At 52.4% G+C, this 25,995-nt stretch carries 22 protein-coding genes and 1 pseudogene; 16 read left to right on the forward strand and 7 right to left on the reverse strand.

Annotation, left to right across the window (positions count from 1 at the left end):
* The first annotated feature begins 47 nt into the window (after positions 1-47).
* The 15 genes and pseudogenes from OH144_RS10125 to OH144_RS10195 all read left to right on the forward strand — a co-directional run bounded on the left by OH144_RS10125 (position 48) and on the right by OH144_RS10195 (position 11,582).
* Positions 48-407, forward strand: coding sequence for a universal stress protein (locus OH144_RS10125; RefSeq protein WP_266206185.1), 360 nt, complete (start codon positions 48-50; stop codon positions 405-407).
* Between the two features lie 105 nt (positions 408-512).
* Positions 513-890 carry a universal stress protein gene (locus tag OH144_RS10130; RefSeq protein WP_266206186.1) on the forward strand — a complete coding sequence of 126 codons (378 nt, stop codon included), beginning with the start codon at positions 513-515 and terminating at the stop codon, positions 888-890.
* Positions 891-1,143: 253 nt separating this feature from the next.
* Positions 1,144-2,487: an MBL fold metallo-hydrolase gene (locus tag OH144_RS10135; RefSeq protein WP_266206187.1), complete on the forward strand. Its 1,344-nt coding sequence runs from the start codon at positions 1,144-1,146 to the stop codon at positions 2,485-2,487.
* A 22-nt stretch (positions 2,488-2,509) separates the two neighbouring features.
* Positions 2,510-2,638 (forward strand): annotated as a pseudogene (locus OH144_RS21570) (thioredoxin-disulfide reductase); the annotation flags it as partial.
* A gap of 261 nt (positions 2,639-2,899) precedes the next feature.
* Positions 2,900-3,541 carry a Crp/Fnr family transcriptional regulator gene (locus OH144_RS10145; RefSeq protein ID WP_266206188.1) on the forward strand — a complete coding sequence of 214 codons (642 nt, stop codon included), beginning with the start codon at positions 2,900-2,902 and terminating at the stop codon, positions 3,539-3,541.
* Between the two features lie 170 nt (positions 3,542-3,711).
* Positions 3,712-4,575: a sulfite exporter TauE/SafE family protein gene (locus OH144_RS10150; protein ID WP_266206189.1), complete on the forward strand. Its 864-nt coding sequence runs from the start codon at positions 3,712-3,714 to the stop codon at positions 4,573-4,575.
* Positions 4,576-4,703: 128 nt separating this feature from the next.
* Positions 4,704-6,116, forward strand: a complete 1,413-nt coding sequence (locus OH144_RS10155) for an MBL fold metallo-hydrolase (protein WP_266206190.1) — start codon at positions 4,704-4,706, stop codon at positions 6,114-6,116.
* Positions 6,117-6,281: 165 nt separating this feature from the next.
* The gene (locus tag OH144_RS10160; RefSeq protein WP_266206191.1) at positions 6,282-6,608 is read left to right on the forward strand and encodes a rhodanese-like domain-containing protein; all 327 of its coding nucleotides are present in this window, start codon (positions 6,282-6,284) and stop codon (positions 6,606-6,608) included.
* A gap of 92 nt (positions 6,609-6,700) precedes the next feature.
* Positions 6,701-7,258, forward strand: coding sequence for a YeeE/YedE family protein (locus tag OH144_RS10165; protein ID WP_266206192.1), 558 nt, complete (start codon positions 6,701-6,703; stop codon positions 7,256-7,258).
* A gap of 44 nt (positions 7,259-7,302) precedes the next feature.
* Positions 7,303-7,716, forward strand: coding sequence for a DUF6691 family protein (locus OH144_RS10170; RefSeq protein WP_266206193.1), 414 nt, complete (start codon positions 7,303-7,305; stop codon positions 7,714-7,716).
* 98 nt (positions 7,717-7,814) lie between these two features.
* On the forward strand, positions 7,815-9,080 hold the full coding sequence (locus OH144_RS10175; RefSeq protein WP_266206194.1) for an MFS transporter: 1,266 nt from the start codon (positions 7,815-7,817) through the stop codon (positions 9,078-9,080).
* Between the two features lie 80 nt (positions 9,081-9,160).
* Entirely contained in the window at positions 9,161-9,526 is a 366-nt protein-coding gene (locus tag OH144_RS10180; protein ID WP_266206195.1) for a hypothetical protein, read from the forward strand.
* Positions 9,527-9,667: 141 nt separating this feature from the next.
* Positions 9,668-10,552 (forward strand): DoxX family membrane protein, encoded by an 885-nt coding sequence (locus OH144_RS10185; protein ID WP_266206196.1) that lies wholly within the window; start codon positions 9,668-9,670, stop codon positions 10,550-10,552.
* Positions 10,553-10,607: 55 nt separating this feature from the next.
* A complete protein-coding gene (locus tag OH144_RS10190) occupies positions 10,608-11,243 on the forward strand; it encodes a TlpA family protein disulfide reductase (RefSeq protein ID WP_266206197.1) in 636 nt (211 codons plus the stop codon).
* 105 nt (positions 11,244-11,348) lie between these two features.
* Positions 11,349-11,582, forward strand: coding sequence for a hypothetical protein (locus OH144_RS10195; protein ID WP_266206198.1), 234 nt, complete (start codon positions 11,349-11,351; stop codon positions 11,580-11,582).
* Positions 11,583-11,662: 80 nt separating this feature from the next.
* On the opposite strand, the gene lysA is transcribed toward OH144_RS10195, so the two are convergent.
* The 7 genes from lysA to OH144_RS10230 all read right to left on the reverse strand — a co-directional run bounded on the left by lysA (position 11,663) and on the right by OH144_RS10230 (position 25,155).
* A complete protein-coding gene (lysA, locus tag OH144_RS10200; RefSeq protein WP_266206199.1) occupies positions 11,663-12,901 on the reverse strand; it encodes a diaminopimelate decarboxylase in 1,239 nt (412 codons plus the stop codon).
* Entirely contained in the window at positions 12,892-13,872 is a 981-nt protein-coding gene (locus tag OH144_RS10205; RefSeq protein ID WP_266206200.1) for a homoserine kinase, read from the reverse strand. Before OH144_RS10205 ends, lysA begins: the two co-directional genes overlap by 10 nt.
* Entirely contained in the window at positions 13,853-16,978 is a 3,126-nt protein-coding gene (locus tag OH144_RS10210) for a glycoside hydrolase family 2 TIM barrel-domain containing protein (RefSeq protein WP_266206201.1), read from the reverse strand. Before OH144_RS10210 ends, OH144_RS10205 begins: the two co-directional genes overlap by 20 nt.
* 8 nt (positions 16,979-16,986) lie before the next feature.
* Positions 16,987-18,990, reverse strand: a complete 2,004-nt coding sequence (locus OH144_RS10215; protein ID WP_266206202.1) for an MGH1-like glycoside hydrolase domain-containing protein — start codon at positions 18,988-18,990, stop codon at positions 16,987-16,989.
* Between the two features lie 78 nt (positions 18,991-19,068).
* On the reverse strand, positions 19,069-20,577 hold the full coding sequence (locus tag OH144_RS10220) for a RagB/SusD family nutrient uptake outer membrane protein (RefSeq protein WP_266206203.1): 1,509 nt from the start codon (positions 20,575-20,577) through the stop codon (positions 19,069-19,071).
* A gap of 4 nt (positions 20,578-20,581) precedes the next feature.
* On the reverse strand, positions 20,582-23,923 hold the full coding sequence (locus OH144_RS10225) for a TonB-dependent receptor (RefSeq protein ID WP_266206204.1): 3,342 nt from the start codon (positions 23,921-23,923) through the stop codon (positions 20,582-20,584).
* 197 nt (positions 23,924-24,120) lie between these two features.
* Complete coding sequence (locus OH144_RS10230; protein ID WP_266206205.1) at positions 24,121-25,155, reverse strand: FecR family protein; 1,035 nt, start codon at positions 25,153-25,155, stop codon at positions 24,121-24,123.
* A gap of 200 nt (positions 25,156-25,355) precedes the next feature.
* Between OH144_RS10230 and OH144_RS10235 the strand changes: the two genes are divergently transcribed.
* Positions 25,356-25,916, forward strand: coding sequence for an RNA polymerase sigma factor (locus tag OH144_RS10235; protein ID WP_266206206.1), 561 nt, complete (start codon positions 25,356-25,358; stop codon positions 25,914-25,916).
* The last annotated feature ends 79 nt before the right edge of the window (positions 25,917-25,995 follow it).

A 25,995-nucleotide genomic window follows, 5' to 3' on the forward strand; every position in this document is an offset into this window, starting at 1 on the left:
TAAAACTGAAATAAGCTAAAATATAAAGGCTAATAGCGAGTTTTCAAATGCAAAATAGATTAAGCATCATGGTGCCGGCCAACTTTACAACGGTGTCTTTCAGAGCGATCGAATTTCTAGCTTTCCTGATGGATAAGACACCTATCAACACACACCTGGTACATGTAATTGAAGTAAACTCCGCTGAATGGGCAGGTTCTGTAGAAGCATCAGAAACGATAAACAAAGCTGAACTAACGCAAAAGCAAGAACAGGCAAACCAGAAGTTTACTGAGCTGAAACAGCACGTAGATTTCAGCTTCACCAGCGAAGTGCTGTTTGGTGGTTTAACTACATCACTTGCAAAGTATGCTGCTAAGCAAAGTTTAGACCTGATGCTAATGGGCACGGACGGCTCCGATGGCTAGCTGGAAAAAGTATCCGGTTCAGAGGCACAACACGTTGTCAGGTTCACAAACATCCCGGTTATCACCATTCATAAAAATGCTGCCATCACTCCTATCCAGAACCTGTTGTGGGTTGCAGACTTTGAGGCAGAAAAGCAGCCTGAGCAAAGTATAGCAACTATTAAAATGCTGCAGCAGCTCTTTCAAGCCAAACTGCACCTGCTGCAGATTGTAGACAAGGAAGATGAAGAAAGGGCACAGCAACTGAAACACAACATGCAGATCTTTGCTGAGCACCTGCACCTACAGAACTTCGAATTGCACCTGCACCACAACTATAAAGTGCCGGCCGGTGTGCGCAACTTTAACGAAATATCAGCCATGGACCTGGTGCTGATTGGAACATATGGCAGGAAAGGCATCAGCCACCTGTTCTATGGCAGTATCGCTGAATCACTGGTGAATCATTGCATCCGCCCCCTGATGACCTATCATCTTAATTAATCGGATTTCTCTCCTATGTGCAGCTCCGGCTGCACATAGCTTTTACACCCAATACAATGCGCAACAGATTTACCCTGATGGCTGTACTGGCTGCCAGTATAGGCTGGGGTACGGCTTCAGCCTTTCTAAAAACTGGAGTTACAAAGCTAAGTCCATAGGCTATAATCCGTTGTGTGACAAACATCACTGAACAAGGCTTTTGTTTAGAATATCTTTGTACTAGTAATTCAATTAATGACATAATTTGATTCCTATGAAAATCAAACAGTTTGAAGACAAGGGCTTAGCCCACTACGCTTATGCTATACTTAGTGAAGACGCTAAAGAAGTAATACTGATAGACCCGGCCCGCGACCCGCAGCCCTACTATGACTATGCTGAAGAGAACAATGCCAGAATTGTAGGTGTGATTGAGACGCACCCGCACGCCGACTTTGTGAGCTCGCACCTGGAGATACACCAGCAGACCGGTGCTACTATTTACACCCACAGCATGGTAGGCGCCGACTATCCGCATGAGGCATTTGACGAAGGCGCAACGCTGCAACTTGGTGAAATAAAATTAAAGTCGCTGCACACGCCTGGCCACTCCCCTGACTCAATCAGTGTGGTGCTGGAGCACGAAGACAAAGACAAAGCGGTATTCACCGGCGACACCTTGTTTATTGGCGATGTAGGTCGTCCGGATCTGCGCGAGAGCGCCGGTAACGTAACGGCTAAGCGTGAGGAGCTGGCCCGCAAGATGTATAAAAGCACCCGCGAGAAGCTGATGAAGCTGGCTGATGACGTGGTGGTGTATCCGGCACACGGCGCGGGTTCGCTCTGCGGCAAAGGCCTGAGCGATGCCAACTCCAGTACTATTGGTAATGAGAAGCTGAGTAACTATGCCCTGAAGCCAATGAGTGAAGAGGAATTTGTGAAGGTATTGACAGCAGACCAGCCCTTCATCCCCAAGTACTTTGGCTACGACGTGAGCCTGAACAAGCAGGGCGCGCCGGAATATAAGACTAGCATAGAAGATGTTGTACTACTGGAGAAGAACTTTAAACCCGAGGTAGGTGCAGTGATCGTGGATGCCCGTAGCGAGAAGGTATTCAAGAAAGGCCACTACAAAGGCGCGATCAACATCCAAAACGGCGGTAAGTTCGAAACCTGGCTGGGAAGTATCGTGGGACCAAGCGAGAGCTTCTACTTGGCGGGTGAGAGCGAAGAACAACTAGGAGAGCTGATTGCCAAGGCATCCAAGATCGGGTACGAGCTGTTAATCAAGGGTGCGTTCGTGTACGACCAGCAAGGCGGTGAGAAAAGTGATGAGTTCAACAGAGCGTCGTTCGATGCGAATATGGAAGACTACATGATTGTTGACGTCCGAAACACTTCGGAAGTTAAGGCTGGTAAGTTCTTTGACAAGGCCATCAGCATTCCGCTTCCGGAGCTGAGAGAGCGTGCAAGCGAGATCCCTACGGACAAGCCGGTGGTGATCCACTGCGCGGGCGGGTACCGCTCCGCCGCAGGCAGCTCCATAGTGGAGGCCGCTCTGCCAGGCGTGAAGGTGCTCGACATGAGCGAAGCCGTAACAGAACTCAAGCAACAGTAAGTTAATAATGTAGTACAAGACTATAGACCGTCAGGCAGTGACAGCAGTTGGCTCGGGCTGTATGGCAGCATTGGATACAGAGCGCTATCTAGCATCAATAGAGCCAGCTGTAAAACAAGAAAATACTGAGCTTACTCTTACTGAGAAATAATGATCAAGAACCTAAAATACCAACTCCTTACGGGCTGGCATTTAACCCGATGGATTAGGCTACTAATGGGTATAGCGCTGCTTATTCAAGCACTAGTTGCGAGCGATGTGTTGGCAGGGGCATTTGCTTTCATCCTGCTATTTCAATCCGTCACAAACACGGGTTGTTGCGGGCCATCCGGCTGCAACATTCCACAGGCCAAACAAAACCTTAGAGATACCTACGGACCGACCACTTAGGAAAAACGTATAGAGCAAGTATATGGAAAGCATAAACAAAAATGTATTACTGGAAAATTTTTCACAGTTAGAGCAGCCTCTTCTGGAGGAAATATTGGCACAAAGCACCATCAAGCAATTGAAAGAAGGTGAAGAGGCCCTGCGTACAGGTCAATACATCAAGTCTACTGTATTGCTTTCCAAGGGACTGCTCAAAATATACCGCGAAGACGACGAGGGGAACGAGTTTCTGATGTATTACCTGGAGCCTGGCAACGCCTGTGCCCTGTCCATGATGTGCACCGCACGCGACGAAAAAAGCCAAATTATGGCGAAAGCGGTGGAGGCCTCTGAGGTTATACTGATCCCTTCCCATTTGTCAGAGCTGTGGTTGGCGAAGTATAAAAGCTGGCACAGCTTTGTGATTGCCTCTTACCGCGAACGTTTTGAAGAACTCCTGCAAACGCTGGATAGCGTAGCCTTCAAAGGCTTGGATGAGCGGCTTGTGTTTTACCTGAAGCGCCATGTGAAAGTAAGCGGGAACGAAGTAAAATTGTCTCACCAGCAAATTGCCAATGAACTCAGCAGCTCCCGGGAAGTAATCTCCAGGCTACTGAAGAAGCTGGAACAAACCGGCGCGATTACGCTGCATAGGAACTATATTGAAGTACATCATTTAGAGTAGAGGAAGATCTTAAATACCTCTCTAAACAGGCGGTCTGGTATCTACCAGATCGCCTGTTCTATTTAAAACTAATCCCTTTTGAATGATGACGGCAGTGTGACAAGAGTCACTGAATCTGCCTGTAGCCTGGTATACCTTTGTAACATCATTAAAAACAAAGTTATACTATAATGGAAATACTCGGATACATTGCTGCCATGCTCATCGGCTTATCACTTGGACTGATCGGCGGCGGCGGCTCCATACTTACAGTACCGGTGCTGGTTTACCTACTCGGTTTAAGTCCGGTTATCTCAACAGCATACTCTTTATTCATTGTGGGCCTCACTAGCTTAGTAGGGTCTTATAAGTTTTACCAAAAGGGTCTGGTGAGCATGAAAACGGCTGTCGTTTTCGGCTTGCCCTCCATCGTGGCCGTGTACCTTACCCGGCGCTACCTGGTGCCGGCCATACCAGAAAACCTTTTCGCTGTAGGTGATTTTATGGTGACCAAAGGCGTGCTCCTAATGCTGCTCTTTGCCGGGCTGATGGTATTTGCTTCCATCTCCATGATCAAAAAGAAAAAAGAAGCCCCTGCAGCGCCGGCTGACATGGTAGACGAAAACATGGACACTGAACTGAGCCTGGAGCACACAGACCCTGCTAAAAAGCACCCTAAGCAGAAGTTCAACTATGGCGGTATCCTGGCCGAAGGATTAGTAGTTGGTACATTAACTGGCCTTGTAGGAGCAGGCGGTGGCTTCCTGATCATCCCGGCGCTGGTTCTCTTCAGCAAGCTTGATATGAAAATGGCCGTAGGTACTTCGCTGCTGATCATTGCCGTAAAATCACTGTTCGGCTTTATCGGGGATATATTCAACTACGAAATCGACTGGATGTTCCTGGCCATTTTCTCTACTATCTCCATTTCCGGCATCTTCATCGGCACATTCCTGTCCACTAAGATACATGCCGATAAACTGAAGACTTCTTTTGGCTGGTTTGTACTCCTCATGGGTGTCTACATTTTCATCAAAGAATTATTTTTTGCATAAGTCTTCCAACCGTGACCAAAGTCACAGATTAAGGCTATCATTCTTCAGAAATTTGTACTGTCATCCAGCATAAGCAGGTGACAAACCAAATAAGTACTCCTAATTCAAATTAAATATAATCAGCTACCATGAAAGTAGAACAGATCTATACCGGATGCCTTGCACAGGGCGCTTACTACATCGAGAGCAACGGCGAGGCCGCTATCATAGACCCGCTGCGCGAAGTAAAACCATACCTGGAAAAAGCAGAGAAAGATAACGCCACTATCAAGTATGTGCTGGAGACACACTTCCATGCCGACTTCGTTTCAGGTCACGTGGATCTGGCAAAGGCTTCAGGTGCCACCATCGTTTTCGGCCCGAATGCTAAGACAACGTATGATGCTTATATCGCAAAAGATGGGGAAGAGCTAAAAGTAGGTGATGTAGCGATCAAAGTGCTGCATACGCCAGGCCATACCATGGAATCTACCACCTATCTGCTGATAGACAAGAATGGCAAAGACCACGCAATCTTCTCAGGAGATACCCTGTTCATTGGTGATGTGGGTCGTCCGGACCTGGCTGCCAAGTCTGATTTAACACAGGATCAACTGGCAGGACACCTGTTCGATTCACTTCGCAACAAGATCATGCCGCTGGCAGATGATGTGATCGTTTATCCGGCTCACGGGGCGGGATCCGCTTGTGGTAAGAACATGAGCAAGGAAACAACGGATACACTGGGCAACCAGAAGAAAACAAATTACGCTTTGCGCACCGACATGACCAAAGAAGAGTTCATCAAAGAAGTAACAGACGGGCTGACACCGCCACCAAGCTATTTCCCGCTGAACGTGATGATGAACAAGGAAGGCTACGATAACATCCAAAACATACTGGAAAAAGGCCTGCAAGCCTTGACACCGGAGGCTTTTGAAGCGGCAGCTAATGAAACAGGTGCACTGGTACTGGATACGCGTAAGACGGAAACGTTTGCAGCCGGTTTCATTCCGAACGCGATCAACATCGGTATCGACGGCAACTTTGCCCCTTGGGTGGGGACCCTGATCCCGGACATCAAGCAGCATCTGTTGCTGGTAACGGACGAAGGACGCGAAGAAGAAGTGGTGACAAGACTGGCCCGTGTTGGTTACGACTATACCATCGGTTACCTGAAAGGCAGCTTCGATGCGTGGAAGCAGGCTGGCAAGGAAGTAGACACCATCTCTTCTATTACTGCTGAAACATTTGCTAACCGTTTTGAGCAGGACAATGCCATAAAAGTAGTGGATGTGCGCAAGCCGGGTGAGTTCCAGGCAGAACACGTGGAGACAGCGCAAAGCGCTCCGCTTGACTACCTGAACGAGCACCTTACTGAGCTGCCTAAAGATGAGACCATGTACCTGCACTGTGCCGGTGGATACCGCTCCATGATCGCAGCCTCCATACTCAAGGCGAGAGGTTACGAGAACGTAGTGAACGTAGAAGGTGGCTTTAAGGCTATTGCGGAAACCAATGTGCCTAAAACAGCTTTTGTTTGCCCGAGCACGCTGAAGTAATTTCTTATAGTTAAAGACGCTTGAAGAGCTGGCGTAGTATAATGCTACGCCAGCCTTTGAGTTTTAAGGAACATGTATTACCCTGCGTGACCAAAGTCACAGACAAAGCCTTATTTATTACCGACCTTTGTGGTGTTGTATTAAATTTCTAATCGTAACTAAGTCATGTTTAACATATTCGGATCAAAACCTAAGAACTACGAAAACCTGGACGGCAGGACCTTCAGAGAGAAATTTCAGAGCGCTGCGAAAGCGGAGTTGCTGGATGTAAGAACAGCGGGTGAATTCGCTGCTGGCTCCATTAAAGGCGCTAAAAACTTAGATGTGACATCCTCTCAGTTTCAGCAAGCCCTGAAAACCATGGACAAGGATAAAGCCTATTTCGTGTTCTGCCGCAGTGGCAACCGTAGCGGTGCTGCCTGTGACATGATGAGTGCTCAAGGTTTTAAAGCCTACAACCTGGCAGGCGGAATCGGTGCCTGGCCAAGATAAAAAAGTATAACAACAAGGTGCAGACCAGAGGAAAAAACAAAAGACCCTGCTCCTGACCCAACAACTATAAACCTAAATTAAACGAGTAAGAAATGTTAGAATTTTTGAGCCAACCGTGGCCCTGGTATGTATCGGGTGCAGTAATCGCCCTGGTAATGGCAATTTTGTTGTTCTTCGGGAAGTCGTTTGGCTTTTCGTCTAACCTGCGCGTGATCTGCTCAGCCTGCGGGGCAGGCAAGCATGTGAAGTTCTTTGACTTTGACTGGCGCGCCCAAACCTGGAACCTGCTGTTTCTGGTAGGAGCCATTCTCGGCGGCTTCATTGCTTCTGAGTTTTTATCAAATGGCGAAGCCGTTCAAATCTCCCAGGCTACCATTCAGGACCTGAGCGCACTTGGTGTTTCAGCTCCGGAGGGCATGCAGCCGGAAGAGATTTTCAGCCTGGAAGCTGCCTTTACCTTAAAAGGATTCCTGATCCTGCTGCTGGGCGGATTCGCCATCGGGTTCGGATCACGTTATGCTGGGGGCTGTACCTCCGGCCACGCCATTAGTGGTTTGTCTAACCTGCAGTTGCCATCGCTGATTGCCGTGATTGGTTTCTTTATCGGTGGCCTGATTACCACGTTCGTGCTGCTACCGCTCATCTTCTAAGGCAGCTTTCAAACAATCAAGAACAAGCAAAAGATATCAATACCGTGAAAGGATTAAAATTTATACTTGCCGGCATCCTGTTTGGCATCGTGATGAGTAAGTCGGAAGCCATTTCGTGGTTCCGCATCCAGGAGATGTTCCGCTTCCAGTCGTTCCATATGTACGGCCTGATGGGAACCGCCCTTACCCTGGGCATCATCACCACCTACGTGATCAAAAAATACAAGCTACGCGATTATCAAGGTAACCCGATCATCTTTACGCCCAAAGAAATGTCCGTTCCGCGTTACCTGATCGGGGGTATTATCTTCGGGTTGGGCTGGGCGCTGACAGGCGCCTGCCCGGGTCCGATGTTCGTAAACATAGGCCTTCAGTACTGGGCGATTTTGATAGCAGTAGTTGGTGCCATAGCAGGCACTTACCTGTACGGAGCTATAAAAGACAGACTGCCGCATTAAAAAATTGGCTAAAAGTGGAGCGTGTCATGTAAGTCACCGGCGTAAGTGCTGGTGGCCTTCTGGCATAAAGAAATATCAAGTGAAAGTATAAAAGCTATATGGCACCATCATCAGAAACAAAACTTGGCTTACGGGAGAATGCAGGGCAGTTCTGGCTGCTGGTGCTCGTAAACGGCTTTGTGGGCGCCATGGTAGGTCTGGAGCGCTCCGTAATTCCGGAATTTGCCCAAACAGTGTTTGGTATAAACGGGCACACAGCGCTCCTGTCTTTTATCGTTGCCTTCGGCCTGGCTAAGTCTGGCGCTAACCTGGCCATGGGCCGGCTGGCCACCAGGTATACACGCCGGCAGTTGCTGCTGATCGGCTGGCTATTTGCCTTGCCGGTACCCTGGTTGCTTTTGTACGCCGATGCCTGGTGGTGGGTAATTCTAGTCAACCTGCTGCTGGGGATAAATCAAGGCCTGTCCTGGTCGGCAACTGTCGTGATGAAGATAGACCTGGTAGGTGAAAAGAACCGCGGCCTGGCCATGGGTATTAACGAATTTGCCGGCTACCTGGCGGTGGGGCTGGTGGCTTTTTTGGCTGGCTATATTGCTTCTACCACCGGAGACGTAACCTTGGCGTTTTTTCCGGGCATTGGCTTCTCGATAGCTGGTTTGCTGCTAACTCTGCTTTTTGTGCGGGATACGCATGCCCACGTACAGACCGAAACACGGCAGTCTAACATCCCGCTGCTGCACAACATCTGGAAAGACACGACCTGGCGCCACGGGAACCTGGGCTCCGTAACCTTAAACGGCTTCGTGAACAACCTGAACGATGGCATGCTTTGGGGACTGCTACCGGTGTTACTAAGTACAAAAGGCTACTCCCTTACCGAAACAGGTTTTTTGGCCGGAATCTACCCTGTGGTATGGGGCCTGGGGCAACTGGTAACGGGCAAACTGGGTGATGGGCTCTGCAAAAAGCAACTGCTAAGTATGGGGATGATGCTGCAGGGTGTTGCGATCGGGATGCTCTTATTTGCTGGCTCCTACCCTACTCTGGTGGCTGCCCTGGTTATACTTGGTGTGGGTACGGCCATGGTATACCCTAACTTCCTGTCGGTGGTGGCCGAGAATACGCACCCCAGTCAGCGGCCGCAGAGTCTGGGCATCTTCCGGTTCTGGCGCGACTTCGGCTACGTAGCCGGTGCAGTCGCAGCCGGTGTGTTTGGTGACTTGTTTGGGCTGGAAGCAGTTATACTTGGCACCGCCATACTCACCGTAAGTGCAGGGTTGTTATCAGAGTACAGGATGTGTTGCACCAAGAGGCTACTCTGGCACAGTAAAGAATGCGGGATTAGCCTGATGAAGGCTAACTGATTTTACTCCCTAGGGAAGGTATTCCCGGAGCGATTTTTGCTCCTGAACCATGTCAAAATTGATCAAGTAAAGAGGTAATCATGATGAAGTTTTACCTGCTGTTATTCATAAGCTTTGCGCTACTGCTCTTTGCAACACCGAAGAGCGGCGGTATGCGCAGCTTTGAACAGCAGCGTGCGTTAAATAAATCATGTGCTTACAGTAAGCCTTCTGGTAAAAAACCTTGTGCCAAAAAATGCCTCAAGCACCAGACCCACTCCAACCAACAAGACAACCCAGCAGGTATTGTCTATGACTGCAGTCAGCAGATTTATGCCCTTGTAAATGATCTCCAGGCGGAGCTAATCATTTCTTTTACAACTAAACACGATTTTATGCTTCCACATATTCGGAAGCACCTTTCTCCTATACTCGAGTACGACCCGCAACCGCCCCGGCTTTCTTAGAAACACTTCAATGCAAGGCTGCAGCTTATCGGGTGCAATACCTGTAAGCATTGCCGGCACTACACTTCTTCCTTTACAGGTTGATTGCGATAAGTGTGTTCACTCTGAATTAAGTATTTCATTTTAAGAAAGTCGAATTACATGGAAACTACTCCAAGACAAAAAATATCATTCCTGGTGCTGCGCAGCATGGCAAGCTTTATCTTTATAGTGGCAGGTATCAATCATCTTTTGAAAACGTCAGGTGCAGCCGCCAGATTAGAAAAGGCCCCTTTCGCGCATCTGACCACCTGGATAGCACCAACCGAAACGCTCATCATCCTTTCAGGTATAGGCCTGCTGTTGGGCGGATTTATGCTGCTGGTTGGCTATAAAACAAAATTAGCTTCTGCCGGATTACTTGCCATCCTCATTCCCATCACGCTTACAGTGCAGGTGGGCAGCGGAGACTATGGGCCTTTATTCAAGAATGTGGCCCTAATTGGATTGCTTATCTTCTTCATTGTAAATGGGGCTATGTACTTTGGTCTGGACCAGGTGCTGAAGCAGAAAAAGAAAGCAGGATTGGCAACAATACCCAGTGGTAATTATGCAGTTGTAGTAGCTCTGGGGTTGATGGGGCTGCTTGGTTCCTACGCCACTACAAATGCTCAAAGTTCAACACAACAGGGCTCCATTATACCTGCTGCAGGTAAGAATTATGCCGTGCTCATCAGCCAGCCAAACCACCTGAAAGCAGCCGTAAACACAGCTGAGTCTATTACCAAAGACAGCAAGTATAACCGGGAATCGTTTGTGGTGATGGCCTGTGCGAAATCAGTAGAAGCCTTCAAAAAAGACGGTAGGATGGCTGCAGAAATAGAGAAAGGTAGAGCTGCCGGGGTTACCTACATGCTGTGCGGCATGTCCCTAAAGCAATTCAACATTACTGCCGCCGACCTGGTAGATGGGGTGGAAATAACACCGAACGGCCTTACTTATATGTTTAACCTTAAGCAAAAAGGCTATACTACTGTAGAACTTTAGTCACACAGTCAAAATAAAGACTAAGCTAACTTAGCTTCCTTAAGAAATCAACAACATGGATAAGAAGAAATTTTCGATCAAAGAAATTCCAGGCTGGGCAGTGATGCTGGCCGTTTTCGGAGTTTTATACTCCACTGGTCTGCATACCGAAGCCATCGGTCAAGTGCAGCGTATATTGCTGGCTACAGGCCTCAAGAATGCCGATGTGCCGGAAACATGGCAGAACCCTGATGCTACAGCAGTAGTGGACGCGGCTGCAACAGCCAATTCAGACATGGCCGGTGCAGGCTTTAAGATAGTAGACCTGCAGGGCAAGCAGGTAAACTTTGAAAGCCTGAAGGGCAAAGTAGTGTTCCTGAACATCTGGGCTACCTGGTGCCCACCCTGCATCGCCGAAATGCCAAACATCCAGAAGCTCTACGAAAAGATCGGCTCCGACAAAATCGCCTTCGTGATGCTCTCGGTGGACGAAGGCGGCATGGAAAAGGTGAAGAAGTTCATAGCCAAGAAAAAGTATACCTTCCCGGTATACATGCCGGCCAGCCAGTTCCCGCAGGAGTTTTACTCCACCGCCATTCCAACCACCTTCATCATCTCGCCTGATGGCAAGATAGTGGCCAAACAGGAGGGGATGGCCGACTACGACACACCTGAAGTAGTGGCTTTCCTTCAGAAGCTGAGCCTAAAGTAACTGCATAGCTTAAGCTGGCCTGCTGCGCACGGGCCAGCTTAAGCTCATTTCTCCATCTACTTCAGCATCTTACGCTGTTTCATCCTTAACTTTAAACTTATAAACATGAAGTTGAAACTCGTGTTAGTGCTTCTGTTCTTTTCACTGATAACACCATTATCCTCTTCTCAGGCTCAGAAAAAGTCAAAAACTAACAATAGCAAGACAGCACAAACCGCCCAACGCAAGATTGTTTATGATCTATCGGTAGCAGACACGACCATGCATGCCGGCCTGGTGCGACAGCTCAACAATATTAAACGTGGCTGGCCGGACGCACAGGTCAAAGTCACCCTCTAGCAACCGCTTTTAAGCATTAAGGCCGGAAGCTAATTGATTTTACACTTATGGGCTTTTATTACAGCGGGTAAAACGCTCTTCTAACCTAGCTCTATCTCCACCTGATTCCGCAGCAGGTCCTCGTAGCTGTCTCGCTGGCGAATGAGCTTTGCCTCGCCATTGATAACCAGCACTTCGGCGGGGCGGTAACGGGAATTGTAGGTAGAGGCCATGCTAAAACCGTAGGCACCGGCGCTCCGGATGGCGATCAGGTCCCCCTCCCGCACCTGGTGCAGTTCCCTATCCACAGCAAAGTTATCTATCTCGCAAATGTTACCCACCACGGTATAGGTTTCGGCAGGGCCAGTTGGGTTACTTGCATTCACAATTTCGTGGTAGGCGTTGTAGAGCATGGGGCGGATCAGGTGGTTGAAGCCCGAGTCGAGGCCCACGAACTCGGTGCCGCCGTTGCGCTTGCGCAGCACGCAGGTCGTGAGCAGGGTGCCCGCGTTGCCTACCAGGTAGCGGCCCGGTTCGAACCATAACTGCAGCCGGCGGCCATACTTGCTGCAGAAGTCAGAGAACACGCCGTCCAGTTGCTTGCCCAGCGCCACCACGTCGATCACCGGGTTGCCGTCGCCCACATCCACCTTGATGCCCCCGCCAAAGTCAATGAACTCGAGGTTGCGGAACTGCAGGGCAATGTCGAACACCGCTTTGGCGCCGTTGATAAAGATCTCCGGGCTCATGATCACCGAGCTGGAGTGAATGTGGATGCCGTCGATGTGCAGGTTATACTTTTCTTCCAGCGCCTTCACGTCGGGTACCTGGTCGATGGAGATGCCGAACTTGGATTGCTTGTGCCACCAGTCTACCTTCTCGGAGTTGGCCTGCGTGGCAATGTGTGGGTTCAGGCGGATGCAGACCGGTACGCTGCCGCCATACTTGCGGCCCAGCTTCTCCAGGTTCGAAAGGTTTTCGATATTGATCTTCACCCCCAGCGCGATGGCTTCCTCTATCTCCGAGAAATCCACCGCGTTGGGGGTGAAGATAATCTCCTGCGGCTTAAAGCCCACGTGCAGCCCCATCCGCAGCTCCGGCAGCGATACCGTATCCAGCCCCAACCCCTCCCTGAGCATCAGCTTGAGGATGTTGATGTTTGTCAGCGCCTTGCAGGCATATTTAATGCGCAGGTCCACGGTGCTGAAACCTTCCCGGAACTTCCTGATCTGCCCGCGAATGTGCTCCGCATCATACGCGTAAAGCGGGGTGCCGAATTGCTCCCGCAGCTTTGTTACCGGGATATCCTGTATTTTATACTCGTTGTTTATTAATTCCATGCCTGATGTCTGGCTAAGGTTGCCAAGTTGTTTAAAATGATTTCCTCTGATTTACGGAGCGTAATGGTGCGCTCCATCAGCTCCCGCACCCGGGCCAGCTGTTGCGGCTTTTCGTGGTAGAGCAGGTTATTGCGCAAATGCCACGAGAGCATGCCGTGCGCCCCCCACTGCAGGTATACGGGCAGCAGCGCCCACTCCTCTTCCTGCAGCGGCCGGTGGCGGGTGTAGGCGGCCAGAAAGTGCTCTGCCAGCACCATGTCCAGTTGGTTGTTTACAAAGCAGAAGCCGTTCATGCTCATGCCCACGTCCATGAGCAGGTGGTCGGTGCAGGCCTCCTCAAAATCGATGATAGCCAGTAGCCTGTTGCCTTCAAAGAGCGTATTGTTCGGGAATACATCACCGTGAATGATGCCGGTTGGCAGCGGCTTTTCCAGGAGCGGCTCCAGGTAAGCGGTCTGCTCCTTAAAGTAGCTAAAAATATCAGGATAGCGGTTCGCGGCCTGGCTGAATTCAGCGATCAGTTGGTGGCAGTTGTTGATGTGCACGGCATTTGTTTTCTGCAGCACCGGCTCCGGTTGCAGCGTGCTGAGTATGCCTACCGCCTGCCCTATCTCGCCTGCCGTGGAGGCATTCACTTCCGGCTCCTGCCCCGGAATAAAGTCATAGAGCATCAGGTTCTCCCCTCCTGCCCGGGTAATGTAGTCGCCGTCGAGCCGGGCGATCGGGTATGCTGTGGGAAAACTCAGTTGCCGGAGCCGCTTCATGAGCAGGACCTCATAGCGAAGCAGCGGCTCCGGCTGCTGCCGGCACAGGCGCAGCAGCACCGGCCCTGTTGTTGTCTCTACTTTGTAGTTGATGTTGGCGTAGCCCGAGGCCAGTTCCGTAAACGAGAGTGCTTCCCGCCCGTAAGTCCGCAATACTTCCTGCACCAGATCATCCATACTAAGTGGTTTACTCTTTGTTTCGCTCATAAGGTCTGATCGTAAAGGTATAAGAGTAAGGAACAGCAGGCAAGGTATACTGCGGGTGCGTGCGGGCACCCCAGGTGTTGTCGCCGCCCACACCCATCTGCCGGTAATCGATGTTGAGCGAAACGAGGGACGCCGGCTTTATGTCGTTGCCGTGCTTGTTGGGAGCCTGGCGGCCCGGGTAAGACAGCTGCTGTGTGTCGAACTGCTGCGCAGTGATTTCCACAGTTGGAGCCCCTTCGATGCGCAGGCCGGTGCCACTCTGGTTGTATAGGGCTGCCCACCGCACATCTGTTTTGCTGCCGTTTTCCTGCGGCCGTACATAGGGTACGTACTGGTCCCACACGCTGCCTTCGTAAATACCCACCAGGGCAGCCGTCTTACGGTCCCAGTAATTCTCAAACGGTCCGCGGCCATACCACTTCAGGTTACTCAACTCGCCTGCCAATTGCACTTTCATACCGAAGCGCGGCAGTTCGGGCAGTGAGTCATGCGGCATGAACTCGTTTTGCACCCGCACCTGGCCGTCACTGTGGATAGCATAGGTGGTCGTGAGCGATGCCTTTCCGCCTGCTACGTCAGCCGCGGTACGGATCACGTAAGCGCCTTTGGCTTTTTCAACTGACATATTAGAAATGCTGCGTTCTGTACCCGCCGTTTCCCAGATGGCGGCCCGGTGATGCAGGCCGTTCCCCAGGTCGTTGTCGGTGGGGTAGCGCCAGAAGTTGGGCTGCAGTGGGGAGAGGAGCATTTCCTTGCCTTTATACTTGTAAGAGGTGATGGCGCCCGTAGCCCTGTCGAAGTATAGGCTGAAGTCTTTCCCGCTTACGGTGAGCCCGGTTTTCGTTTCCTTTGCCTTCGGCCGCTTGCCGCTATAGCTCTGCTGTGCCAAGGTTGGCGCCTCCCCTACCTGCAGCTGCGCCCAGGCCACTTCGTGGTTTGCAGGCAAGAGCTGCTCCAGTGCCTTGGTGTAGAAGCGCAGGTTCAAAAAGTACTCTGCTCCCGGTTTTAAAGTATAGTTTGAGACCGGAAGCGTGAGCGTTGTTTCTTCCTGCGGTGCCACGGCAAAATCAGCCTGCTTGCCAGAGGCCACCGCATGTCCGTTTTCCATTAGCTCCCAGGTCAGGTAAAATTTATCCAGGTTGGTGAAAAAGTAGCGGTTGCGCAGGCGCACCTGGCCTGTTGCGGCGTCTACCGGCTCCACTTTTACGGGCTGGTATACTTTCTTTACCTCCCAGTAGTAAGGGTATGGCGTGCGGTCGGCACGCACCAGGCCATTGGCACTAAAGCTGGAGTCGTTAGGAAAGTCGTTGAAGTCGCCGCCGTAGCCCCAGATCATATCACCTTGCTGGTTTTTGGTCAGGATGGTTTGGTCTACCCAATCCCAGATAAAGCCGCCCTGCAGCACCTCGTACTTGTCGATCACATCCCAGTAGTCCTGCAGGTTGCCCACGCTGTTGCCCATGGCATGCGCGTACTCGCATAAAATCAACGGCTTCTCAGGCGACTTCTTCGCATAGCTCTCGATAAAGTGCTTGTCTTTGTACATGGGGGCCACGATGTCGGTGTGGGCTTCGTACCAGGCGGGCTGATACTGCACGGGTCGGGTGTCGTGCTCCTTCAGCCACTTGTAGGACTTCACGAAATTGCTGCCGTCGCCAGCCTCGTTGCCCAGCGACCAGATGATGATGGACGGGTGGTTCTTGTCGCGCTCGAACATACGCTCAATGCGGTCCAGGTAAGCCTTCTCCCAGGCAGGGTTATCGCTCAAAAATGCATAACTCTTGGGGTGGAATTGCATGCCGTGCGCCTCGATGTTGGCCTCGTCTACCACGTACAGGCCGTACTGGTCACAGAGTTCGTACCAGCGCTCATCGTGGGGGTAGTGGCTCATGCGCACGGCATTGATGTTGGCTTGCTTCATCAGCGTGATGTCCAGCAGCATTTGCTCTTCGGACATGGCCCTGCCTAAAACAGGGTCCCACTCGCAGCGGTTCACACCTTTGATGTCGATGGCCTTGCCGTTTACCAGCAGCTGCTTGCCCTTGATCTCCACCTTGCGGAAACCTACGTTAGCAGGAATCACCTCCACTACCTTGCCGTCAGGAGCCTTTACCGAAAGTAGCAGTTGGTAAAGTGTGGGTGTTTCGGCGGTCCATTTGGCCGGGTTCTGCAGCTTTGTGTTGAAAGCTAAATTGGTAGCAAATGGCTTTTCCTGCTGCCATACTTGCTTGCCGCCCGCATCCAGCAGCTCGGCTGCTATGGTATACTTGTCCGATTTATACTTGTCCGAAGCAGCCTTTTTATACTTGGCCAACTCCAGGGCTACGTTCAGGGTTGCATCGCGGTAGTTCTCGTCCAGGTCGGTAGTTACGAAAAAGTCCTGGATGTGCACCTCCGGCACGGCATACAGGTAGACGCTGCGCTCCAGGCCGCTGATCCGCCAGGTGTCCTGCCCTTCCAGGTAAGAGCCGTCGCTCCAGCGGTATACTTCCACGGCCAGGTCGTTCTCACCAGCTTTTAAATAAGGGCTGATGTTGAACTCGACCGGCGTCTTGCTCACCTGCATGTAGCCTACTTTCTGTCCGTTTACCCACAGGTACATGGCCGAGCGCACCGATCCCAGATGGATGATGACCTGCTTCTCTTTCAGCCAACTGGCCGGTACGCTGAACTTGCGCTTGTAAGAGCCCACCGGGTTTTCCTTGGGCACAAAAGGCGGGTCAGGCTTGAAGGGATATTCCTCGTCCAGGTAGATCGGGGTGCCGAAGCCCTGCAGTTCCCAATTGCTCGGCACTTGAATATCCTTCCAGGCGCTGGTATTGTACGAGGCCTGGTAAAAGTCCTTTGGCCGCATTTCCGGGTTGGGGGCGTAATGGAACTTCCAGGTCCCGTCCAGCGAACGGAAGTTTTCTGACTTCTCTTTTTTGCTTTCCAGTGCCAGTGCCCGCGTTTCGAAAGGGAAAAGCGTAGCATGGGGCTTCTGGGTATTTCGGGAGATGATCTGCTCATTCTCCCAGTCCGGCCTTGCCGTGGTTTGCTGCTGCGCCTGTACAGAGCCCGTCAACAAGCTGAGCACGGCAAGGCAGCCAAGTATCGTATTTTTCATGGGAAGGATTACTCGTTCAACAACATTAACACATGGGCAGCCGACCAACTAAAGTGTGCTGCATTCAGTCGTTCGCCCGTTACCGGGTGATAGTTTTCGTGGAGGGGAGCGTTACCCAACAAGCCGTTGCTGTTGCGCAGCAGCTTTTGCTGCAGCATGGCGGCCTCCTGGGTATAGCCATACTTGCGCAGCCCCTGTAACCCAAAATAAGCCTGGTCGAGCCATACAGGGCCGCGCCAATAGCCCTTGCGCGGGTTGAACTCCGGGTGGCTCGCGTTCAGGGTCGGGAAAGGCACGTGGGTATTGAACAGTGTCGGTTCCATGAGCTTTTCCCGCACCGCAGCGGCCTGTTCCGGCGTGGCTAGTCCGGCCCAGAGCGGCAGCCAGCCTTCCGGGCCCATTACCTTGACCCTGGACTTATCCTCCAGCCGCACATCGTAGAAGTAGCCTGTTTCTGCATCGTAAAATACTTCCCGAATCCGGGCAGCCAGCTTCTCTGCCTCCCGCAGGTAACCTTTCGCCTGCTCATCCTTGCCCACGGCCTGCAAGAGCTGCGCGATGTATTTTTTCTCGGCATACAGGTAGCTGTTCAGGTCCACCGACTCCTGGTTCAGTGACCAGGCCGAGGCACTGTTTTGCAGCATCACCGCCTTGTCAAAGCGCACGGCATTGTCCATGCCGCTTTCCCATGCCGCCGCAATGCGGGTGCCGTCGGTCGAGCCATACTCGCAGAGCCCGTTTTGGTCGTGGTCGCGGTAAGCGTACCACCAGGCGTGGTATTTGAGCAACTTGGGCAGCATCTCTTCCACAAAAGCTTTGTCGTTTGTCGCTTCGTAGATTTTGTGAATGGCCCAGCCCGAGAGCGGGGGCTTCGTGTCGCGCCAGTTGTGCTGCTCGATCAGCGTATCTCGGAAAATGCAGTCGGCGATCATTCCATACTCATCCTGGTAATCGTACATGGTGCGCATCTGGTCTTTGGCGAGCTCAGGGTGAAACCTTACCAGGGCCACCGCATGTTTCCAGGAGTCCCAGGCCCAGAAGCCGTGAAAGCCGCGGTAGGCATAAGACGGAAACAAGCCCGCGTGCTTTAATTCCCCGGCTGGTGTGCGCCAGTTGCTGGTCAGTGTGATCAGCGATTTTACCGCCAACCTGCTGAGGGTGTCATTCTTCGCCTCCGGCAGCACCTGTTGCACGTAGCCGTTCCAGCGTTGGGAGTTTTGCTCAAATACCTCCACCGGATTTTTAAAAGCGGCTGATACGACGGCCTGTTCCTGTGCCAGCTCCTCCTCCGAGAAAACCGCGCTTTGCGCCAGCAACAGCTGCACTGTAGCCCCTTTTTTTATCTGTTGCCCTTGATGAGCTTCGAGTTCATACTTATTTCCAGCCACCTCGGTCTTGCCTGCCTCCGGCACCCACAGGCGCACGATAGTGCTCTCCTTCTGCTGTTCGAGGCGCACACCGTTATCCGTTGCTTTAAAGTAGCTGTCAGGTAGCCAGGCAGAACCGCGCCAGCTTGCCTGCAAGTCTGCACTGGTCTTGTTGGTAAGCTGCGCCCGCACCAGGGCCGAGCGCGAAGAGATGAAGATCAGTTCCAGCTTCAGATCCAGCTCTTTACCTGTGTAGGTCTGTACCAACTTGCCGGGCAGGTATACCGCCTCAAAAGCGGCCGAGTCCAGTACAAGCGGCTGACCTGTGGCTGCATCGGTCAAGTATAAATTGGCAAGCGATGGCGAAGCCCATACTCCGTTCTGCTGGGTCATCAGGAAAGGACCGGAAAAGCCGCCTGTAAAATGGGTAGGCAGGCTGTAGGCGTGCCAGGCACCCAGGTCGGAGAAGGCAGACAAGGCCGACTTGCCCGCCACCCGGGCAATGGCAGGGTCTTCCTGCAAAGCCAGCACATTAGGGTAAGCTTCCTGCAGGCTTATTTCACTGCTGCTGTGGTCGTTGCTCACCGTGCAGGCAACAGGCAGGGCGGCTACCGCACAGAAGTATAAAAAACGTTTTAGAATCATCACTAAGTAGTTACTGCCGGGCATGCAGACGCACGGCACTACCGGTGTTGGCAGTGCTGTGCGCCCTTAGGTACCCTGCTATTGAATTTTTGGGTTGTTGGCCTTTTCGGAAGATGGGATGGGCAGGAACTTATCCTCGGCCACGTTGAAGTTCTGGTATCCTCTGGAGGCGCTGCTGCGGATAGCGTCGGCCATCACGGCATCGCCCCAGCGGCGCAGGTCGTAAAACCGCTGCCCTTCCAGCGCGAACTCCACGGCCCGCTCGTGCATGATCTGGGCCCGTAGTTGGGGCTGCGACGTGGCCGTGGTAGCAGGCATCTCGGCGCGGGCCCGCACTTGGTCGATGTATAGCTTTGCCTCTCCCGTTTTCCCCTGCTCATTCAGCGCCTCGGCATACATGAGCAGCACGTCCGCGTAGCGCATCAGCACATTGTTGATGTTAGACCTGTACCTCCGCGGAGCCTCCCAGGGGGCCACGTTGCGGAACAGGTACTTCTTCCAGCCTATTTTAGTGTTCCCCTCGCCAAACACCTCACTGTATGTATGGCCATAGATGTCTACATCCGGATCGTCGAAGAATAGGGTACCGTATAGACGGGCGTCATACTTTCCTTTTGCCGATACCTTTCCTTCTTTCTTCATCTCGTTGAGAAGGGCTTGTGTAGGCAGCATGGCCTCCCAGCCGCCCATCTCGGTGGTGGCAATGTTGTAGATTCCCGCGTATTCTACGGCGCTGCCCGCCACTTCCTTGTCTGTGAAAGCAATCTCAAAAATAGACTCGCTGTTCAGTTCATTTGAGCCATCAAACAGAGAGGCAAAATCAGGCTCCAGCTGGTAAACCCCCAGATCGATGACTGCCTTCAGGGCACGTTCCGCATCGGCCCACTTATGCTGCTCCAGATAGGCTTTTCCCAGGAAGCTCAACGCAGCGCCTTTGGTCGCACGGCCTTTATTGTTGGCATCCCAGGTGTCGGGCAGGTGTTCGGCTGCTTCGGCAAAATCCTTTTCGATGGCTGCCCAAACGACCTCTCGCTCGGAGAGTGGCTGTAGCAACTCATCTGCCCCTTCCGGCAAAAAGTCGAACAGCACGATTCTTTCCCAATTCATCAGCAGACGCATGTGGTAGAGTCCTCTTAGGAACCTGGCCTGGGCCACGATCTTGTTCTTCTGGTCAGAGCTAATCTGCTCCTCTGTCATCGCACCTACGTGGTGAATCACCAGGTTGGCCGCCGAGATGCCCCGGTACTGCCGGTTCCAATAGTCTTCGAGGCGTCCGTTACTACTGGTAACCCGATAGGAGTCAAATGCCTCCTGGTCGGGGTAATTGGCGATCACGTCACTCCCGGCCTGCACAAAGTCAGAGCGGAAGTTCTCCACCACAAAGGCCACCTCCGTGTGGGCCCAAAAGCCCAGGTTCAGGCGCTCATACGCCACAACCAGACTGCTCTCGGCATCCTCGGGATTTGTCCAGAACTTCTCAGAGCTGAGCTTGTCCTTCGGGAACTCATCCAGCAAATCGTCGCTGCAGCCCATGGCCAGGCAGGAAAGCGAGGCCAACATCAGGTATCGGTATAAATGATTTTTCATGTTCCTAAAAGTTTACTTGAAGTCCGAGTAACATCGTTTTTACATTGGGGTAGGAGCTGAAGTCCGTACCCGCGTTCAGCGTGCCGCCCACCTCCGGATCAATGCCGCTGTAGCCCGTCCAGGTAATGAGGTTCTGCCCGCTCACGTACACGCGCAGCCGCTCTATACTTGCTTTCTGCGTCAGGGACGATGGCAGCGTGTAGCCGAGTTGGATGTTGCGCAGGCGCAGGTAGTTTCCGTCCTCGATAAAGCGGGTGGAGTTGCGGCGCGCGTTCTGGTTGGGGTCTCCAAACACGGCTCTGGGCACCTCTGTGTCCCGGTTTTCCGGTGTCCAGGCATCCAGGGCAGAAGTCATGTAGTTCTCGTAGTTGTCCATGGCCTCGAAGTTCTGCCGCACGGCGTTATAGACTTTGAAGCCCGAAGCTCCGTAAAGCTGCAGCGAGAAGTCGAATGCCTTGTAGGTAGCCGAGAAGTTGACGCCGATGTTGAACTTAGGAAAGCCGGAGCCGGCATACACCAGGTCCTCGGTGTTCAGTTGGCCATCGCCGTTCACGTCGCGGAAGCGGATATCACCTGGCTGGGCATTTGGCTGCACCTGCACGGTATTGCCCTCGGCATCGGTGCCGGTGTGCTGCAGCACCTCCTCCTCGGTCTGGAAAATGCCGTCTGCCTGGTATACAAAAAAGGAGCCTATAGGGTAGCCTAGACGCGAACGGTTGGCCGGTTCCCCGTCAATGGTGGTGTCGTCGCCCAGGAACTCGTCACGGGAGGTGTTGGCCACTTTGGTGATTTTGTTGGAGTTGTTGGCAAGGGTTATGCCAGCGGAATACTGAAAAACGCCGGTCGCCTTCCGGTACTGGGCCTCAAGCTCAATACCCTTATTTTCCACATCGCCAAAGTTCACATTCAGGTTGTTGAAGCCGGCGGAACCGGGCAGCACCAGCGGAATGATCATGTCGCGTGTGTTGCGCGTGTAATAGTTAACCGAGCCGGTAATCCGGTCCCCGAGCAGGCCAAAGTCCACCCCCAGGTTAACCGTCTCGGCAGTTTCCCACTTCAGGTCCGGGTTCGGGATGTTCGTAAGGGTTGTACCAATGCGCTGTGTCTCGGCAACTCCAAAGGGGTAGCGGTAGCCGGTCACAGTGTTTACCTGATAGTCATAGGCCCCGAGCGTAGACTCGCTGCCCAACTGCCCCCAGCTACCGCGCAGCTTCAGGGAGTTGATGAAGTCTACCTGGAAGAATTCCTCCTCGCTTACTTTCCAGCCAAGCCCGAAGGACGGGAAAACGCCCCAGCGGTTATTTACCCCAAACTTAGAGGAACCGTCGCGGCGCACAGTGGCCTGAATCAGGTATCTGTCCAGGAAAGCATAGTTGATGCGGCCATACTGCGACAGCCTGGAAATGGCCGTTCCTGACCCTTCATTTGTCGTTACCCCGCCCTGGCCCGCACTCAGCGTGCCGAAGCTGGGGTCCAGGAAACCAATAGGTACCTCCGTGCCGTCGGGCAACACCTGCTTGCCCTCTACCGACGTGGCAATAAAATTGTCTTCTATGCGTTGACGGGAGCCGCCTAACAGTACCTCCAGGCTGTGGTTGCCGAACTGCTTGCTGTAATTCGCAAAGAGCTCCATGTTCGTCTGCTGGTACTCTCCGCGGTACTCATAGACCTCGTGGAAACGCACCTCGGTTTTGTTGCCCACCTGATAAGGTTTGGTATGGCGGTAGCTGAACGTGTTGGCGTTCTCCACGCCCGCCCTGCCGGTAACCTTGAGGTTCTCAAACAAGTCGTAGGTGGCCGAGAAGTTGGTGGTCAGGTTCTCCTCGGCGGCGGTATTCTTGTTGTAAAAGTCAACCCCTAACGGATTCTCTTGGTCAGGCAGGTCGTTGTACAGGTTATCGTCGATGTAGCCAAAGCCATACTTCTTGCCGGTATCGTGCACCGGGATGATGGCGGGCATGGAGTAAGCCTCGTAAATGCTACCCCCGAAAATGTGGTCATCGTTCTCCACATAGTAGACGTTAGCATCTACCGAGAGCTTTCCTTGTTTAGCGCCTACTTTGGCCCGAAACTGCTTTTTCTCCCGGTCTTCGCCCTGCAAGATGCCTTCGCGCAGGTTATAACTGCCCGACAGCATGTAATTCACGTTGTCGGTGCCGCCGCCAAAGGTCAGGTTATAGTTTTGGAAGGTACCGTTGTCGAAAAGTTCGTCCACCCAGTCGGTGTTAGCCGGCCAGGTACCATTCAGGAAATCGGGTGCAGGCATTCCCGCATTTTGGGCAGCCATACGGGCCACGCGGCTATAGCCCTCGCTGTCTACCAGCTCCAGCTTGTTTTGTAGCTTGTCAATCCCGTAGTAACTGCTAAATTCCACCTTCATCTTACCCGACTTGCCCGATTTAGTGGTTACAATCACCACCCCGTTGGCTGCCAGGGAGCCATAGATGGCGGCTGCGGCACCGTCCTTGAGCACCTCTATGCTTTCAATGTCATCCGGGTTAAGCAGGTCGAAGTTGCCCTGGATGCCGTCGATGATAACCAGCGGGTTGTTGCCGCTCAGCGAGCGTACCCCCCGGATATTAATGTCAGTGCCAGCTCTTGGGTTGCCTGAGCCACGGCGGATGGTCACGCCCGACACTCTTCCCTGCAGGGCATCGGCAGGCGTGTTAGAGGCAATCTTCTTTACCTCCTCGCCCTTTACCGAGGACACAGCTCCTGTCAGGTCGCTCTTCTCCTGTGTGCCGTATCCCACCACCACTATTTCCTCCAGCGCCTTGGCGTCATCAGCTAAAACCACGTCTATGCGGGTCCTGTTGCTGATGGCCACTTCCTGCGTCTGGTATCCAATGAAGGAAAACACCAGTGTACCGCTTCCATCCGGCACCCGGATAGTATAGTTTCCATCTGTGTCCGTGGGAGCTGCGGTAGTGGTGCCTTTTAAGAGCACGGTTACACCGGGAAGGCCGGTGCCGTTTGCATCCGTCACACGGCCTGTCACCGTCACCTGCTCCTGCTGATCGCTGCCAGGCAGCTGCTTAGGCTGTATTGGCCGTGGACGGATATGGATATTATGGTTGATGACCCTGAACTCCAGGTTTGTCTGCAATGCAATTCGCTCCAGCACTTTGCCGAGAGACTCTTTATGGGCCCTGACCGAAACAGCACTTCTTCCAGCCAGCTCCTTCTCGTTATAGGTGAAGCGAAAAGGAGTTTGCGCTTCAACACGCTTAATGAATTCTAAAAGGGAAACCTGCTCCAGGGTTAGCGTGACCCTCTCACTCTGTACGTCAGGCCCCGTGCCTGACGCGTAGGAGAAAGAGACGAGACAGCATAACGCGAGCACCATGGACAAAGCTCTGGCCGTCCTACCTTTTAATAGGTAGTAAAGACTATTTTCCATAAATTTGTGTGTTTGATTGTGAGTTGATTTCGATTAAACAACAGCCTCCATAATTATAATTTGCGCCAACAAATTTTGAGGGAGGCACCTGCAGCCAGGCCTGCTTCAGGCCTGGCTGTATTTATTCCCGTCTCCTGTGCATGTCATTGCCTTTGTTTCAACATAATCTTCACGTGGCCGCCTGACCTGGTGTATGAAAAACCATTCACGAAGGCAAGGCCGTCGAGAACACGCTCCAGCGTCTCCTGATGGTATTCGCCCGTGTAGTTCCAGTCATTGACCCGCATGCCGCCCGTCTCCACCTCGATGCGCACGCCGTACCAGCTTTCCAGTTCCCGAACCACCTGGTCCATACTTGCCTTTCGGAAAAAGAGCACACCTTCTTTCCAGGCCAGTACTTCCCTCCTGTCGAACGGAGTGACTGCGAACTGCTGCGATGCCTTATCAAAAGACAGCTGCTGCCCCGGCACCAGGTGGGATAATAACTGCTTCCGGCCCTGGTCCTCTTTCTCCACCTTCACCTGGCCTGTAGCCAGCGCCACTTTGATGGTACCGTCCTGTTGGTTGTAGTCGATGTTGAAGGAAGTACCCAGGGCTTGTGTGGAGATGCCCCCGGTACGTACAATGAAGGGCCGCAGGCTGTCTTTGGCTACCTCGAAGAAAGCCTCTCCCTGCAGTATGATCTCACGAGTCTCCTGCCCAAAGCCCTCTGCAAAGGAAACACTGCTTCCCGCATTCAGCTTTATCATTGAACCGTCGGCTAAATGGAGTGTCTTCTTAACCCCAGGAGCTGCCTCAATCGTCTGGTAAACCACTCTGGCCGGCCCGGAGCCAGAGGAGTTCAGCTTCAGAACCCCGATCAAGATAAGGGGCAGTAGCACTGCAGCTGCGACTCTTGCCCAGATGGGTACGGCGTCAGCTTTCCTGAACCTGATAACCTTGCCCGGCTCCTCCTGCTCAGCTGACTTCCCGATCTGCGCCCGTATTTTGCGTAACACCTGCCCCGCATCATGGTCCTGAACCACTGCAGGCTTTCGGCCTGCCTCCTCCCAGAGCGCAGACAGGTCCTGCTCCTTGTTAGGGCTCAGTTGTTGTTCTCTGAACCAGTGCAGCACCTCCTGCACCTCCTCGGCTGAGCATTCTCCTTTATAGAACCTATCCAATAGTTCGCTGTCCATTTCTTTAAATTGGTATATATAGAATACACATCAAGCTGCCTTTGCACCACCTCCCGTTCAAAAATAATTAAGCGCTCACTTTTGAGGAGTTGTTTTAACTCATTACATTTAGCAACTGCATCCCTAAGCTACAGCTGTTACGCCAAGCTGTAGCTTAGGGAGATCATGTCTTGTCATCTCACCTAATCACACACGATCACATGAAGCTGAAGGGCGTCAACTGTCTGCCCGATGCCATAGCGGCTCTCAGGGCAGGAGATATAGCTGTTTTTGAAAATTTGTACGACCTGTTCGAGCCCAGGCTGTTCGCGTTTGCCATGCACCTCCTTGGGCATAAGGAAGAGGCGGAGGAAATAGTACAGGAGGTTTTTCTCAAGGTATGGGAGGGGCGCAGCCAGCTGAACCCGGAACAAAACTTTGGGGGATACCTATTCAGCATCGCGAAGAACATCGCCTATAACAGGGCCCGGCATAGGGCCTATGAGGTTGCATTCGCCCAGTATTTTAAGGTCACCGGTACTGGCGCCGGGTGCTTTACAGAGGAAACGATTGCCTACCGAGACCTGGAAAGGCTACTCCAGGAAACATATGCAACACTGCCTCCTGTAAGGCGACAGGTGTTTGTGCTTAGCCGCCTGGAGGGCAAGAGCAATGGTGAAATTGCTCAGCTGCTCAGCACCAGCACCAGCAACATTGAGAACCATCTCCATAAGGCGCTAAAAGCCATCAGGGAAAAGCTCAGGATCAGCAATGCCCTCTAGTATTTGCTGGGTAAAGGAAGAATAACGTGTAAACTACAGTGGCAAGCGTAGAAGGAGTAAAAGCATCCAAAGCCTAACC

This window comes from Pontibacter kalidii (assembly GCF_026278245.1).
In the GTDB taxonomy this organism is placed as follows: Bacteria; Bacteroidota; Bacteroidia; order Cytophagales; family Hymenobacteraceae; genus Pontibacter; species Pontibacter kalidii.

Bases quoted from the DNA above. Each gene is read 5' to 3' on its own strand.
- OH144_RS10220 (WP_266206203.1), bottom strand. From the start codon at position 20,577: ATGAAAAATCATTTATACCGATACCTGATGTTGGCCTCGCTTTCCTGC.
- OH144_RS10185 (WP_266206196.1), top strand. From the start codon at position 9,668: ATGGAAACTACTCCAAGACAAAAAATATCATTCCTGGTGCTGCGCAGC.
- lysA (WP_266206199.1), bottom strand. From the start codon at position 12,901: ATGGAATTAATAAACAACGAGTATAAAATACAGGATATCCCGGTAACA.
- OH144_RS10180 (WP_266206195.1), top strand. From the start codon at position 9,161: ATGATGAAGTTTTACCTGCTGTTATTCATAAGCTTTGCGCTACTGCTC.
- OH144_RS10165 (WP_266206192.1), top strand. From the start codon at position 6,701: ATGTTAGAATTTTTGAGCCAACCGTGGCCCTGGTATGTATCGGGTGCA.
- OH144_RS10225 (WP_266206204.1), bottom strand. From the start codon at position 23,923: ATGGTGCTCGCGTTATGCTGTCTCGTCTCTTTCTCCTACGCGTCAGGC.
- OH144_RS10160 (WP_266206191.1), top strand. From the start codon at position 6,282: ATGTTTAACATATTCGGATCAAAACCTAAGAACTACGAAAACCTGGAC.
- OH144_RS10190 (WP_266206197.1), top strand. From the start codon at position 10,608: ATGGATAAGAAGAAATTTTCGATCAAAGAAATTCCAGGCTGGGCAGTG.
- OH144_RS10125 (WP_266206185.1), top strand. From the start codon at position 48: ATGCAAAATAGATTAAGCATCATGGTGCCGGCCAACTTTACAACGGTG.
- OH144_RS10205 (WP_266206200.1), bottom strand. From the start codon at position 13,872: ATGAGCGAAACAAAGAGTAAACCACTTAGTATGGATGATCTGGTGCAG.
- OH144_RS10135 (WP_266206187.1), top strand. From the start codon at position 1,144: ATGAAAATCAAACAGTTTGAAGACAAGGGCTTAGCCCACTACGCTTAT.
- OH144_RS10235 (WP_266206206.1), top strand. From the start codon at position 25,356: ATGAAGCTGAAGGGCGTCAACTGTCTGCCCGATGCCATAGCGGCTCTC.
- OH144_RS10175 (WP_266206194.1), top strand. From the start codon at position 7,815: ATGGCACCATCATCAGAAACAAAACTTGGCTTACGGGAGAATGCAGGG.
- OH144_RS10195 (WP_266206198.1), top strand. From the start codon at position 11,349: ATGAAGTTGAAACTCGTGTTAGTGCTTCTGTTCTTTTCACTGATAACA.
- OH144_RS10150 (WP_266206189.1), top strand. From the start codon at position 3,712: ATGGAAATACTCGGATACATTGCTGCCATGCTCATCGGCTTATCACTT.
- OH144_RS10230 (WP_266206205.1), bottom strand. From the start codon at position 25,155: ATGGACAGCGAACTATTGGATAGGTTCTATAAAGGAGAATGCTCAGCC.
- OH144_RS10210 (WP_266206201.1), bottom strand. From the start codon at position 16,978: ATGAAAAATACGATACTTGGCTGCCTTGCCGTGCTCAGCTTGTTGACG.
- OH144_RS10145 (WP_266206188.1), top strand. From the start codon at position 2,900: ATGGAAAGCATAAACAAAAATGTATTACTGGAAAATTTTTCACAGTTA.
- OH144_RS10155 (WP_266206190.1), top strand. From the start codon at position 4,704: ATGAAAGTAGAACAGATCTATACCGGATGCCTTGCACAGGGCGCTTAC.
- OH144_RS10215 (WP_266206202.1), bottom strand. From the start codon at position 18,990: ATGATTCTAAAACGTTTTTTATACTTCTGTGCGGTAGCCGCCCTGCCT.